Annotated in this window: 12 protein-coding genes and 2 pseudogenes; 13 read left to right on the top strand and 1 reads right to left on the bottom strand. The window is 60.5% G+C overall.

Going from position 1 to position 14,058, the window contains the following annotated elements; translation table 11 throughout:
- Positions 1-81 precede the first annotated feature (81 nt).
- The 5 genes from PVE73_RS27755 to PVE73_RS27735 all read left to right on the top strand — a co-directional run bounded on the left by PVE73_RS27755 (position 82) and on the right by PVE73_RS27735 (position 3,318).
- Complete coding sequence (locus PVE73_RS27755) at positions 82-540, top strand: hypothetical protein (RefSeq protein ID WP_277367794.1); 459 nt, start codon at positions 82-84, stop codon at positions 538-540.
- Positions 537-743: an antitoxin VbhA family protein gene (locus PVE73_RS27750; RefSeq protein WP_277367793.1), complete on the top strand. Its 207-nt coding sequence runs from the start codon at positions 537-539 to the stop codon at positions 741-743. The genes PVE73_RS27755 and PVE73_RS27750 overlap by 4 nt, the downstream gene beginning before the upstream one ends.
- Positions 743-1,636, top strand: coding sequence for a Fic family protein (locus PVE73_RS27745; protein ID WP_277367792.1), 894 nt, complete (start codon positions 743-745; stop codon positions 1,634-1,636). Before PVE73_RS27750 ends, PVE73_RS27745 begins: the two co-directional genes overlap by 1 nt.
- Positions 1,637-2,650: 1,014 nt before the next feature.
- Positions 2,651-2,971, top strand: coding sequence for a DUF736 family protein (locus PVE73_RS27740; protein WP_277367791.1), 321 nt, complete (start codon positions 2,651-2,653; stop codon positions 2,969-2,971).
- A gap of 80 nt (positions 2,972-3,051) precedes the next feature.
- Positions 3,052-3,318: a hypothetical protein gene (locus tag PVE73_RS27735; protein WP_277367790.1), complete on the top strand. Its 267-nt coding sequence runs from the start codon at positions 3,052-3,054 to the stop codon at positions 3,316-3,318.
- Positions 3,319-3,347: 29 nt separating this feature from the next.
- On the opposite strand, the gene ligD is transcribed toward PVE73_RS27735, so the two are convergent.
- Positions 3,348-4,232: a non-homologous end-joining DNA ligase gene (gene ligD, locus PVE73_RS27730; protein WP_277367789.1), complete on the bottom strand. Its 885-nt coding sequence runs from the start codon at positions 4,230-4,232 to the stop codon at positions 3,348-3,350.
- Between ligD and PVE73_RS27725 the strand changes: the two genes are divergently transcribed.
- The 8 genes and pseudogenes from PVE73_RS27725 to PVE73_RS27685 all read left to right on the top strand — a co-directional run bounded on the left by PVE73_RS27725 (position 4,121) and on the right by PVE73_RS27685 (position 14,040).
- Positions 4,121-4,546 (top strand): recombinase family protein, encoded by a 426-nt coding sequence (locus PVE73_RS27725; RefSeq protein WP_277367967.1) that lies wholly within the window; start codon positions 4,121-4,123, stop codon positions 4,544-4,546. The two genes, ligD and PVE73_RS27725, sit on opposite strands and share 112 nt — an antisense overlap.
- A gap of 15 nt (positions 4,547-4,561) precedes the next feature.
- Positions 4,562-7,530: pseudogene (locus PVE73_RS27720) on the top strand (Tn3 family transposase).
- Between the two features lie 84 nt (positions 7,531-7,614).
- Complete coding sequence (locus PVE73_RS27710) at positions 7,615-8,739, top strand: IS110 family transposase (RefSeq protein ID WP_277367788.1); 1,125 nt, start codon at positions 7,615-7,617, stop codon at positions 8,737-8,739.
- 321 nt (positions 8,740-9,060) lie between these two features.
- Positions 9,061-9,369 (top strand): annotated as a pseudogene (locus tag PVE73_RS27705) (transposase); the annotation flags it as partial.
- A gap of 341 nt (positions 9,370-9,710) precedes the next feature.
- Positions 9,711-10,688 (top strand): tripartite tricarboxylate transporter substrate binding protein, encoded by a 978-nt coding sequence (locus tag PVE73_RS27700; protein ID WP_277367787.1) that lies wholly within the window; start codon positions 9,711-9,713, stop codon positions 10,686-10,688.
- Positions 10,689-10,740: 52 nt separating this feature from the next.
- The gene (locus PVE73_RS27695; protein ID WP_277367786.1) at positions 10,741-11,196 is read left to right on the top strand and encodes a tripartite tricarboxylate transporter TctB family protein; all 456 of its coding nucleotides are present in this window, start codon (positions 10,741-10,743) and stop codon (positions 11,194-11,196) included.
- Positions 11,189-12,691 (top strand): tripartite tricarboxylate transporter permease, encoded by a 1,503-nt coding sequence (locus PVE73_RS27690; RefSeq protein ID WP_277367965.1) that lies wholly within the window; start codon positions 11,189-11,191, stop codon positions 12,689-12,691. Before PVE73_RS27695 ends, PVE73_RS27690 begins: the two co-directional genes overlap by 8 nt.
- Before the next feature lie 5 nt (positions 12,692-12,696).
- Positions 12,697-14,040 carry an MmgE/PrpD family protein gene (locus tag PVE73_RS27685; protein ID WP_277367964.1) on the top strand — a complete coding sequence of 448 codons (1,344 nt, stop codon included), beginning with the start codon at positions 12,697-12,699 and terminating at the stop codon, positions 14,038-14,040.
- Positions 14,041-14,058 lie beyond the last annotated feature (18 nt).

The following is a 14,058-nucleotide window of genomic DNA, read 5'->3' as shown; positions in this document are numbered from 1 at the left end:
GGCATCGCAATCAGGCTGTTGGCGGATAATGTGGTAATATGTACCTTCCCGCACATATGGGGTGGGGAACAAGCGAAACATATGAAGAAAGAAGAACTCTATAGGCGCTTCGATTTGAGACCTGAAGATCCTTTTGTGTGGTTTAATGGGCCACCGGTTCTTGAGGAAATTCCTTGGGGCTATGTGGGGGTGAACCGAAGAAAGCTCGCCAAGATCGTCGAGAAGCGGCCGCCGAGACACACGAACATGGTTCCGCTGCTAAAGCTTATGTTGCGTGGCTTGGTCTTTAATCCCCAAGTGGATGGAGGAATACTGCCGTTTACAGAGCTAGCGAGAAGGATCAATAAGAGCAGATTTACCGTTCATAGAGAGAGTAAATTGCTTTCGGAACTTGGAGCTTTGTATCCAATATCTTATAATGGACGGTACGCAGTGAATCCGGAATTGGCCCAAGCAGTCCTGCCCGCTGGCTTCGTTCCGTACGTCGCACCACCAGTTAAGCCCAAAGAAGGGGCGAAAAACGAAGAGGCCGTGTCATGACCGTCGTGCTGGAGCGCAAGATTCTTTCCGACGCTGAAATGAAGCGCCGCCGCGAGGCGGTCTATCGGGCCGATCGCACCAACGCCCTGGAGGGTGCGGAGCGCGGTCCGGAGACTGACGCGGTGTTTGACGCGTATATTCGCGGCGAGATTGAAGCTCACGAAATCGCACCCCGACTGAAGGCCCTTCGCGCACGCCACTGATGCCGAATTACACGCTTCAGAACGGCACGCTCAAGAACCTTCTTGGCGCGACGGAGGCCGGTGAGCTCGAGAAATTCGAGGCCGGCTATGTCGCCGCCCGCGCCATTGAACTGGACGCCGGCGGCGGCCCTCGAGCGACATTCGATGAATCGCACCTGAGGGCGCTCCATCATCATCTTTTCCAGGACGTCTATGAGTGGGCCGGGCGAATGCGTCATGAGGCGGTCACCCTGTCCGACGGCACTGTCGCCACCATGCCGACAATGGCGAAGATCGGCGGGGCCGATTTCTCTATCGGTCCACAGGTCGGCCGTGACGTCGACCAGCTCACGGGCGACCTGCACGAGACCAATCTCCTGCGCGGGCTGGATCGCGATGAATTCGCGAACCGTGCGGCGGAAATTTTCGGCCGTCTCAACAGCATACACCCGTTCAGAGAAGGCAACGGACGCACCCAGCGCGCTTTCCTAGCCGCGTTGGCGGACAACGCCGGCCATCCACTCGCGTTCGAAGCCGTCTCACGCGAGCGCATGATCGTTGCCAGCATCGCCAGCCATGAGCAACGCGATTTCGAGCCCATGCAGCGATTGTTCCGCGAGATCGCAAACCCCGAGCGAGTTCAGGCATTGCGTGAGGCGCAGACATTTCTTTCACGCAACGGCTTCGACTGGAACAACGTCTATATGGCGACGACCGAGCCGCAGCGGCCCTATAACGGCCTACTTGTCGGTGTGAATCGCGAAAACTTCATGATGCGTGACGACAAGAACATTCTAATCGGCTGGACCAGGGATCTCCCCCGGCCGATTCCGGATTCCGGAGCATCGATCAAGTTCGAGGCCGGCCGCGATCGGAAACTGGAAATGCGGGGACCGTCGTACGGCCTCGAGTAACAGCCATTGGGGGCGAAAACCGAGTGCGCAATGCCAGCTTGCGCCACCGAGGGGAGATGGGCTCCCCCGGCTGAGGGCGTCAGCCTCGCCCCTAAACTGGAGGAGGTGCATTTGTGGTTTTTGCCACTGAGCATCTCCCTTAGAATGACAAAGACCCGGAAGAGCTGGACACTCGTGCTCCGGGTCAATGTCATCTTCTAAGGAAGAGGGGCGTCGGGGAAACCTGACGTCCCACTCCAGTTCCAATATAGCGACTTTGGCGGTCTTTTCCAACGTTCGTGATCGAAAAGAACCCGGACGGCCTGGCAAGTCCGCATCCAGGTCCTGATCTTGATCTAGTCTAGGAAACGGGGCGTCAGGGAAACCCGGCGTCCCTTCGGTCCTAAATATAGCGATTTCGCCCGACATTTCCAAAACGTATCTGGCGGTGGATGGGAGGATGGAGCAGCGCGGTACGGGCCAGCCGCCTCCTTCACAACCACATTAGGCCAATGCCACAAGCCTTCGACCCTACGCCGGGCCACCCTGGTGCCAGAAGCCGGAAGCTCGGCCGAGTACGCGGGGCTGGGCAGGGGAGTTGCCCTATTGGCGCGCTCCTGATCCTCGTCGCTCCGAACGCACTTGCGCGGCCGCGACGGGCTGCCGGTGACCAGGTGCGGGCGGTCATTCTTCTGTTGATCGCGCTGCCGGCGCCGTGGTGAGGCCGATCGGGTCAGACATGAAGCCGCTGAAAGCCGTCCATAGGCGCTGTTAGCCGCGGTGGGGTCAACCCGCTCATCAGCCGGGTTCACTCCGTGTTTGGTTCCGATCAATCGACTGAGGGACTATAAGGCCCGGCGAGCGGCGGCAACGCCGTCGTTCGAGAAAAACGGCTTTCACCGGCAAGCGGCGAACCTTCCGTTTTTCACGCCCGCCGTCGCCCTCCACTCCGTTGCGGCCCTGCGGGTGCAGACCGCTCTTCTTCCGGTCCTTCTTGGCGTCCCCGTCGATAGATCAAATCACGGAGTGACCCCAATGACCGAGCTGACCAACTTCATCCGCTTCAACGAGGACGGCACGCTGAGCGGCAACATCGCAGCCCTGGATTTCGACTTCAACGTGATCGGCGAGACGCTCAACAGCGACAAGGAAGACGCGCCGGTCTACCGCCTCTTCGGCTACAGCCCCCGCGGCCGCAAGGTCGAGATCGGCGGCATCTGGAAGCAGCGGAGCAAGCAGGGCAACGAATACTTCCAGCTCACCGCCTACACGCCGAACCGGGTTTTCCGGGCCAACCTCGGCCGCTACCCCGGCCAGGACGACGAAAGCCTGATGGCCGTCATCCCCTGGAGCTGAGGCCAACAAGGCGCGGAGCGAGGGGCTCCGCGCCGCCGCACAGCCTCCCACCCACCGCCAGATACTTTTTGGAGACGACCATGAGTCGCTACACAGTAACCGTCCGCAAGGGATCGAGAACCGACACGGACGCAACCATCGGCTACGATAAGCCCCTGAACACGTATTTCCTGCACGCCTTCCCGCATCCGGAAACCGACGTCATGGAACTTGAAGTGGGCACTGTCACCCAACGTATTGACAGCCTGGAAATGCTCCTCGAATACGCCCGCTGGAACGGCTATGAAGTCAGCGGTTTGACCAGTGAGATCATCCTCGACCTGATGCGATCCCACGCGAACCTCTGAAATTTGGCGCGGCACATGCCGCGCCTTTTTCATGCGCCGCTCTCCGGTAGCTCCGCAACCTCGGCATTGTCGGCCGGTTCCCGTAATCGCTTGAACGAAGCGTGACGCAATTTCCCTTCGTGTGTCCAAGCCCGAAACTGAATCTCCGCCACCAGTGTAGGCTCGACATAGACGGCGCCTTTTCGACGGAGGGTAACAACCGGCGTGCTCGTCTGAATCTCGTCCAATCGCCGCTTCAAATCTCGCAGTGTTTTATCGGTGAACCCTGTTCCGACGCCACCGACGTAGACGAGCTGCTCACCTTTCCTCGCAGCAAGAAGAAGACGGCCGATCGCGCCTTGCATGGCAACCGACGGTTCATAGCCGACGATTGCAAAGCTACCCGCCTGGGAGCAGGTGACTTTCAGCCAGTCTCCTGTCCTGCCCGAGCGATACGGCCGATCCAATCGTTTCGCGATGATCCCCTCGAGCCCCAAATCGCAGACATGTTGAAGCAGGATGTCGCCGTTTGCCTCTATCCGCTCAGAGAGCTGTATGTTCCCCTGTCGCTCGACAAGGATGGTTTCGATCAACTGGCGACGCTCAACGAGAGGCCGGCCGGTGAGGTCCTGCCCATCCAGATAGAGCAAGTCGAAAGCCATAAGGATCGACTCACGCGCATGCCGGTGGCCGGCACGACCGCCTAGTGCCTGCTGCAGGGCACCGAAGTCCGGCCGGCCGCTCGCATCGAGCACAACGGCTTCGCCATCGAGGATTATTGTTTCGTGCCCGAGCTCGCGTGCCGCGTCGGCAATATGCCTGAATCCTGGTCGTCTGGAAGCTCGACCGTCTGGGCCGGTCGCTCTCTCACCTGATCCGGATCGTCGAAGAATTGAAGGTACGCGGCGTCGCTTTCCGATCTCTGACGGAGGCAATCGACACGACGAATTCGCACGGCGCGTTTCTGTTCAACCTGTTCGGCTCGCTTGCCGAATACGAGAGGGCGCTGATCACGGAGCGGGTCAATGCCGGCCTGACTGCGGCGCGCCGGCGTGGCCGCAAAGGCGGCAGACCACCGACGATTGACGCGGAAAAGGTCGAGCAGATCCTGGCGGCCCTGGAAGCCGGTGCCAGCAAGGCGTCCGTGTGCCGGACGTTCCAGGTGCCGCGATCGACGCTGATCGACACATTGCGGCGCGCCGGATGGACCGGACCTGGGAATAAAGATGCGCTCGACACCTCGCTTTAAGGCTGGGTGTGACCGATGTCTTTCCTCGATGCGCAGCCGCGCACCATTCTGTTCGAGCCGTCTGACGTTTATGAAGAGGCTCTGGCCCGCTATGCGCTATCTGCTGAGGATGTCGCTTTCGCCAAGGTGCATCGCCGGTCGCATAATCGGCTGGGCTTTGCCATCCAACTCGCGCTGGTCCGTGATCTGGGCCGTCCGTTGCGGGCAGGCGAAGTTCCACCCCCGGCGGTTGTCTCGGTTGTCGCCGACCAGCTTGGCATTGATCCTGCGGTGTTCGAACTCTACTCCCAACGGGAGGAAACGCGCCGCGAACATACACGGGAGATCGTTGCCGCGCTGGGTCTTCGGCCTGTCCGGGCGAGCGATTATCGTACTCTGATCACGGTGGCTGCACGTGAGGCGGCCGCGACCGAGCAAGGCGCGGCTATTGCCAAGGCGGTGATCGAGGCCCTCAAGGACAGGAAGCTGCTCGTTCCCGTGCCGGAATTGCTGATACGTCTGGCGATGGCGGGCCGGGCGGCGGCGCGGCGGCATGCTTATCGCGAGTTGATCCGGGGCCTGGAGCAATCGTCCGTCGGAGCGCTTGACCAGCTTCTCGTTGAGCGGGCCGGCGACCGGAGCCACCTCGGCTGGATCGCAGAGGCGCCTGAGGGGGCAAAACTGAAGAACCTCAAGGGCCTGATGGCCCGCCTCGACGTTCTGCGTTCGGCCGCCATTTCTGACGAGCGGCGGAAAACAATTCATGCCAATCGCTATGGCATCGTCGCCCGGGACGCGCGCGTCCTGCATGCACGCGAGATACGACGCCTGACATCCGAGCGTCGCTACGCCACGCTGACCGCCTTCGTCATCGAAAGGCAGGCAGCGATCACCGACCTCGCGATCGACATGTTCTGCAAATTGATCGGCAGCACCCGTCGCAAGGCCGAGATCAGCCGCAAGGAGCGACGGCTGAAAGAGGCGGACGTTATTGATGGGGTGGCGCTCGATCATCTCAAACTCGGCGAGGCGCTCTTAGCGGCCCGTGAAAGCAACGCCGATTTTGCATCCGCGATCGCATCCTCCCTCGGCTGGGACGGATTGATCGCCAGCATGGCTGCCGCCAATTCCGTCGTGCATCCTGATCGCATCGATGAATTCGACGAACTCATCGGGCGGTACAAATCGTTGCGCAAGCTCGGCAGGCTCATGTTCGGCGCATTTTCGTTCCGATCATTTCGGCCCGATGATCCGGTCCTCAGAGCAGTCGACCATCTAGGTGCACTGTACGGCGGGCGGAAATTGCCCGCGCAGGTGCCGCTCGCGTTCATGACCCGCAAATGGCGGCGGCGCGTGCGCTCGGATGGTGTCAACATCGACCTGCGCGCCTGGGAAGTGGCGGTGCTCGTTCACCTGCGGGAGCGCCTGCGGGCCGGTGATATCTGGGTCGATGGCAGCCGCGCATGGCGCAGCTTTGAGGATTATCTTCTGCCGCGGCCGATCTTCGACCTGATGCGCGCCGAAGGACGGCTCGGGCTTGCGATCCCCGACAGCTTTGCGGAGTGGCGGGCCGAGCGCACCGCCACGCTCGACGCCAAGCTGAGAGAACTGGCCAAGGCTGCTGCTGCAAACGCCATTCCGGATGCGGCGATTTCCGACAAGGGTCTGTCGATCTCGGCGATCCGCGAGGAGGAGCGTGACAGGATCGTCGCGCTCAGCCGCCGGCTTTATATTCTGGTCCCGCGGATCAGGATCACCAGCCTGCTTGCCGAAGTTCATAGCTGGACCAGGTTCCTCGACAGCTTCACGCACTATCGCACCGGTGAGACGGCAAACGACGAGGCGGCACTGATGGCCGCGATCCTTGCCGACGCCACCAATGCCGGCGCGGAACGCATGGCGGAAAGCTCGCGTGGCGTCACAATTCACCAGATGATGCTGATGATCGATCGGCATCTGCGATCGGAAACCTACGCGACGGCAACCGCCGTGCTGGTCGATGCGCAGCAGGCACACCCCTTCTCCGCAATCTGGGGTGACGGCCATATCTCCTCCTCGGACGGACAGTTCTTTCCGGCCGGCGGGCGTGGCGAAGCCAACCTCGAATACAATGCAAAATACGGCAAACGGCCGGGTGCGTCGATCTATGGCTTCCTGTCCAACCGTTTCGCCTCCTTCTTCTCCCGCATGATCCAGGCCTCCGAAAGCGAGGCGCCTTACGTGCTTGACGGGCTCCTGCACAACGAAAGCTCAATCGAAATCCATGAGCATGCCACCGATACCGCCGGCGCGACCGAAACGTCGTTCGCCATGTTCCATGCCTATGGCTACAGGCTCATCCCCCGCATTCGTAACCTCGGCAATCGCAGACTGTTCGTCATTGATCCCGACCCGGCCTACAAATCGCTTGATGCGCTGATCGGCGGGACCGTCAACATGACCGTGATCGAGCAGCATTGGGACGAGGTGCTGCGGCTGAAGGCCTCGATCGGCGCCGGCCTGGTTCCGCCATCCGTGATCCTGAAAAAGCTGGCCGCATCGCCGCGGCAGAACAGGCTCAATCAGGCCCTGCGCGAAATGGGCCGGATCGAACGCTCGATCTTCATCTGCGACTGGCTGCTCGACACGAAGCTGCGCCGCAGATCGCATGCCATCTCAACAAGGGCGAAAGCCGTCACGCTCTTGCACGCGCCGTCTTCCTTCACCAACTCGGCGAACTGCGCAACCGCATCGCTGAAACCATGGCCTACCGGGCTTCCGGTCTCAATCTCGTCGTCAACGCCATCATTCTGTGGAACACCGTCTATCTCAGCCGCGCCAACGACTATATCCGCAGCCAGGGCATCGTCATTCCGGACGAGTTGCTCTCCCAAGTTGCGCCGCTCCCGTGGGCTCATATCGCACTCACCGGCGACTACCTCTGGAACGAAATTGACCGCCCCCTCGAACGCTTCAGGCCGATCCGCACTAGCCGCTTCAATCCAAACAACTTCAGATTCCCTTAGACCCAATGACCGTCATTCCCTCCGAGCTCTGGAGGTCGGTTGGTAGCATAGGAACTGTCCATACCACCAACCAGGAGAGTGACGATGACGAAGATGAAATTCATTGGCCTTGATGTTCACAAGGAGACGGTCGCGGTCGCAGTTGCCGACGCAACACGTGACGGCGAAGTCCGATTCTATGGAACGATCCCCAACACACCGGAGGCTATCCGACGCCTTTCCGACCGGCTTTCCGGCTCCGGTGTAGACCTGTATTTTTGCTACGAGGCTGGCGGATGCGGATATGGAATTTACCGGCAGCTTCGGCAGTTGGGAGCGTCCTGTGATGTCATCGCCCCGTCGATGATGCCTAAAAAGCGCGGCGACCGGATTAAGAACGACCGGCGTGATGCCGTTACCCTTGCTCGGCTGCTACGAGCCGGTGAACTGACCGCTATCTGGGTACCGGATGAGAATCACGAAGCGGTGCGCGATCTGGTCAGGGCACGGCGTCAGGCAAAAGACGATCTTGTCGCCGCCCGGCAGATGCTACTGGGGTTCCTGCTGCGGCACGGGCGCAAATTTGCCGGCCGGACAAACTGGACCCGCATGCATTGGCACTGGCTCGGAGAACAGGCTTTCGGCTCGCCGCATCAGCAGTTTGTATTTGGTGAATGCATCCGCCGCATCGAGGAAGCGCAAGCCCGATGCGGCCGGCTTGACCGGATGCTTGAGGAGGCGATGGGGAATTGGTCGTTGGCGCCGCTCGTGAAAGCGCTGCAGGCTTTACGCGGTGTCGGCCTGGTGATCGCCGCGACGCTGGTGAGCGAGATCGGCGACCTTGGCCGCTTCCGGACGCCGAAGCATTTGATGAGCTGGCTCGGCCTTGTCCCTTCGGAAGCATCAAGCGGTACGCGAACGCGGCGAGGAGCAATTACAAAAACCGGCAATGGCGAGGCACGTGCCATGCTGGTCGAGGCCGCCTGGTCCTATCGTCTGCCTGCCCGAGAGGAACGGAGGTACAAAATGCGCGTGGAAGATCTACCGGAAGAGATCAGGTCGATCGCATGGAAAGCGCAGACTAGGCTCTGCCAGAGGTATCGCAGGCTTGTGGCGGCCGGTAAACCGCAACCGAAGGTCATCACCGCGATTGCCCGCGAACTGGCCGGTTTCGTCTGGGACGTAAGCAGGCACGTGCAGCGACCCGACCTTGCCGAAGAGCACAGGTGATCTGCAATCCCGATTGATTTGAACAATACCAACCTGACCGGCGTGCCGCGAAATCCAGGCATGATGGGAAATCCTCGGCACACGCTGGGGCAAGCTTCGAGCTTATGCCCGTCCTTAGAAGGAGGAAGGCCCGCGACGAACATGGGAAATGCGGTACCCAATCCGCGGATGAGAGCATGATTGATCGTCGCCGATCGGATCGCGGCACACCGGTCAGGTTGAAAATAAACGACGGCGATCTACACTCGCCGATGCTGTTCTATGCTTCCTTACCCCATGACGGTCATGAGAGAGCGTGTATCGTTGCAGAGATTCCCACGGAGCCCCATCGAGACCGGCGTTCCCGCTCTCGTGGAAGCACGATGCCTCATAGAAAGGTTCCACACCATGATCCGCAACAAGATCGCAGCAGATCTCGACCCGTGGACGGCCGACGCGAGCACAAGCCTGATTGCATCCTTTGCAAACGGCATCAAAAGGGACAAGGCCGCTGTCTACGCAGCGATCACCGAGCCTTGGTCGAACGGTCAGACCGAGGGTCAGATCACAAAGCTCAAGCTCGTCAAGCGGCAGATGTATGGTCGAGCCAAGCTCGACCTGTTGCAGGCAAGGCTGATCGGCGCAGTATGAACGCCGATATCATCGAGATTGCGTCACAGCCCCGTTACGACGCCGATTGACACACCGCTGTTGGCTTTGATGTTGGCTGAACCCGTCAGTGTGAGGTTTTCGAACAGCTAACCCTATGTCCGAGAAATCGGCAGCCATACCGGTAGTTTAGCTACCCCGCAATTTAGTCGCTTTGGGAGTGGTCCATAATATGATCTAATCCTGGCAGGGAAACAGACAAAAGTCCTGATTGGCGCGCCGGCCACAACGCAGCAGTCCGAGGACTGCTGAGCGTTCAATTTCGTCAAGAAACGAAGGCACAAAACAGGACGATCAGATGCGGCGCACACGGGGAGGAAACTATGAATTTCGCGAGATTCACACGTCGCGCGGCCATGGCAGCCACGTTGCTTACCGCGAGCTTGGTCAATCAGGCATTCGCACAGGATGCTTGGCCGACGAAACCCGTCACGATGGTCATTCCGTTCTCCCCGGGCGGCAGCACCGATTTGATTGGCTGGCTGATTACGCAGGAGTTGTCGAAGGAACTCGGCCAGAATGTTGTGACGGAATATAAGCCAGGCGCCGGTGGCCTGATTGGGGCGACCGCGGTCTCGCAAGCGGCACCGGACGGATACACGTTCGTGTTATCCGGCGTCGCGTCGAACATCATCGCTCCGGTCAAGGCAAATTCGGAGATCGACCCGATCAATGACTTCACCAATGTCGCCGTAATTGGTGGGGGGCCGACGGTCCTTGTCGTTCATCCGGACGTCAAAGTTTCAACGGTAAAAGAGTTCGTCGATCTGTCAAAGGCGACAGCCGAGGGTCTCAGCGTCGTGAATCCCGGCATTGGAACCACCGCCCATCTCTTCTTGGAAATGTTCCGCGCCGAAACCGGGGCGAAGATGGTGCCAATCGCCTATGCCGGCTCTGGCCCGGCCGCGGCCGATCTCGTCGCCAATCAGGTTCCCTACGGTTTCATGACGCTGATCGCCGTTTCCGAGTTTGTAAAATCCGGCCAGATCAAGTTGCTTGGCATGTCATCCGAAGCCCGCAGCCCGCTGTTTCCGGATGTTCCGACGCTCCGGGAAAGCGGCTTTCCAAACCTCATAGGGACCAGCTGGTTTTCGATTTCCGCACCTGCGGGCCTGCCGCAGGACATCGCGAAAAAAATGAATGCCACGGTCAACAAGATACTCGCCGACAAGACCATTCGCGACAAGCTCATCTCCGAGTCGGTGGAAGTATCCCAGCCGCTTGATTTGAAAGGGGTCGACGCCTTCTTCAAGGCCGAGCTCGACCGCTGGAGCCCGATCATCCGCGCGATGCCCAAGTAAGTTCCGCGCGTTGGAAAAGCCGGCGCTGCGACAGCGTGTCAGGGAGCGGGTAATGAAGATCAGGAATCGCAACGATTTCGCGGTCGGAACCGGACTTGCCGCGATTGCGGTGCTGGTTCTGGTCGTGTCGCGTGATTATCCGATGGGCACGGCTGCCAATATGGACACGGGATATATCCCCCGCGCCTTGGCGGTGATGCTTCTCCTGCTTTCGTTGCTGATGACAGGGCGCAGTCTGGCGGTGGTGGGGGAGGGGATTCAATCCTGGTCACTGCGCCCGGTGATCGCCGTCATCGGCGGCGTATTCCTGTTCGCCGCTATGCTGGACGTCGCCGGGATCGTCGTATCGACCTTCGCACTCGTCTGGCTTGGGCGCCTCGCCGCTCCGGAGCGACCCAAACCCATCGAGACGTCGATGCTGGGAGTAGCCCTTGGGCTTGCTTCAGCCGCCATTTTCGTCGGTGGACTCGGCTTGCCGCTACCGGTCTGGCCAAATTTCCATGGCTGAGTTTATCGGCAATCTCGGTCTGGGTTTAGCCACCGCGCTGACGCTGCAGAATCTTGCATTTGTCTTCATCGGAACCTTGCTCGGCACCCTGATCGGCGTCTTGCCCGGCATCGGCGTCACGTCGACGATCGCGATGTTGTTGCCGCTGACCTTCTACCTTCCGCCCGAAGCAGCCATCATCATGCTGGCCGGCATCTACTATGGCGCGATGTATGGCGGATCGACGACGGCTATCCTCGTCAACGTGCCGGGTGAAAGCGCGTCGGTCGTGACGACCATCGACGGCTACCAGATGGCGCGGCAAGGCCACGCCGGCGCCGCGCTCGCCGTCGCCGCTCTCGGCTCCTTGTTCGCCGGAACGGTCGGCACTTTGTGCATCGCACTGTTCGCGCCACCCTTAGTGCTGATCGCGCAGCAATTCGGCGCTGCCGAAAACTTCGCGCTCATGGTGCTCGGCCTGACTGCGGCGATCGTGCTTGCAAATGGTGCGCTCGACAAAGCCGTTGCCATGATCCTGCTTGGCCTGATCTTCGGCCTAGTCGGGACCGACGTGAACAGCGGTGCGCTTCGGTTCACGTTTGAAATTCCGGAACTCAGCGACGGGTTCGGTTTCGTGGCGCTGTCGATGGGGCTTTTCGGCCTCACCGAGGTCATCAGCAATACGGCGCAATCGTCCGATCGTTCGGTGCATGCGGCCAAGGTCGGTCGCCTATGGCTCAGCCGGGAAGACGTCAGGCAGGCGACGCCTGCGGTGCTCAGAGGCACAGCTCTCGGATGTGTGCTCGGTGTCCTGCCAGGCGGCGGCGCTCTTCTCAGCGCGTTCGCGGCATATAGCGTCGAGAAAAAGCTGGCCAAGGATCCGTCGCGCTTCGGCAAAGGCGCAATCGAGGGCGTGGCAGCACCGGAATCGGCCAACAATGCGGGCTCCCAGACCTCGTTTATCCCGATGCTTACTCTCGGTATCCCGGCCAATGTGGTGATGGCACTGATGCTCGGAGCTATGATGATGCATGGCATCCATCCCGGACCGCGCGTCATGACCGAGCGGCCAGAGCTGTTCTGGGGCCTCGTTGCCAGCATGTGGATCGGCAACATCATTCTCGTCATCATCAATCTTCCGCTCATCGGGCTGTGGGTCAAACTTTTGACTATCCCGTACCGGTTCCTGTTTCCGGCCATCCTTCTCTTCTGTGCCATTGGCGCCTTCGCCTCGATGAACAGCGTCTTCGAAATCGTCATGCTCGGCATATTCGGTCTTTTCGGCTATATCCTGCACAAATTTCGATGCGAGCCGGCCCCGCTGATACTTGCCTTCATTCTCGGGCCAATGATGGAAGAGAATTTCAGGCGGGCGATGCTGCTGTCGCGCGGCGACTTTTCCACCTTCCTGGTCCGTCCGATCAGCCTGGTCTTGCTGTTGCTGGCATTGGCGCTTCTGCTGGTGGTGCTGCTGCCGCGCGTACGCCGGACGCGAAAACTTGCCTTCGAGGAGTAACGTCGATGTCGCTTAGCCAAAACATCGGGACCTTTGTGTCGGAGCTTTCCGGCCTCACCCCGCCGGAAGGCTGCTTTACCGCCGCACGGCTGGGGATGACGGACTGCGTCGGCGTCATGCTGGCCGGCGCCGGCATGGAAGGCCCGGCGATCGTGGCCGCCTCCGTGGCGGAGACCAGCGGTCCATCGGCGCCGCAGATCGGTTCCGCGCGCCGCCTCAGTCCGCGTGACGCCGCCTTGGTCAACGGGACCGCGGCGCATGTGCTCGATTTCGACGACATGGCCATGGACGCCCATCCAAGCGCGGTTCTCACACCTGCCATCCTGGCGGTCGGGGCTGCCTATGATTGCAGCGGTGAGGACGCCATCCGCGCCTATATCGCCGGCTATGAAGTATGGGCCTTGCTGCAGGACATTTCCAACCGTGTGCATCTTCAGGACCGGGGTCTGCATCCGACCGGTATCTTCGGTCCAATAGCCGCCGCGGCCGCATGCGCCTATCTCCGCAAGCTCGGCCCCGAGCGGACGGCCAATGCCGTTGGCGTAGCCGCGTCGTTCGGCGGCGGCATCGTCGCCAATTTCGGCTCAATGACCAAGTCGCTGCATTCCGGCTGGGCGAGCCAGGCCGGTGTGGTGGCGGCGGATTTGGCCGCGGGCGGTTTCACGGCGAGCAGCGATGTGCTCGAGCACAGGCTCGGCTTCATCCACGCATACTTCCCCGAGATCGAACAGATCGACACCTCGCTGGCGATGCCGAACGGTGCCTGGCGGCTGGATAGGCGAGGGGTCAACATCAAGCGCTATCCCGTCTGCTACCTGATGCATCGGACCATAGATTCGATGATCGATCTCGTCACCGAAGCGGCGATCGACCCGGATTCGGTACGGGAAATCCGGGTGAATACCGGCCAGACGCAGCTTGCCGTCTTGCGCAACCATGAGCCGAAGACGGGACTGGCGGCCAAATTCAGCATGGAGTTCGCCATGGCTTCGGCGCTCGTCGCGCGCAACGTCGGCTTGTCTCAAGTCGCGGACGACTTCGTTGCTCGCCCCGACGTCGCGGCAGCGATGGGCAAGGTCAGACCAATGGCGGAAGCCGGCTCATCCAGGGGCCCAGCGGCAGGAGACGAGATTTCCGTAGTGCTAAACAGCGGCGAAATCGTGAATGGCCGCCCGATACGCTTTCCGAAGGGAAGCTGGAAGAATCGCATAAGCGAAGCGGAGTTTGAGGTGAAATTTCTGGATTGCGCCAGCCAGCGCAACTCAGGTGCGGACGCCAAGTCGCTTTTCCAGAAGCTGATCCGTCTCGACGCACAGAAATCTTTGCGGGATCTGCAGTTTACAAGCTGATTTTGAAGTCAAGAACGT

The organism is Chelativorans sp. AA-79 (assembly GCF_029457495.1).
Classification (GTDB): domain Bacteria; phylum Pseudomonadota; class Alphaproteobacteria; order Rhizobiales; family Rhizobiaceae; genus Chelativorans.
Note: the sequence above shows the minus strand (reverse complement) of the source record. Positions and strands in the feature narration are given on the sequence as shown.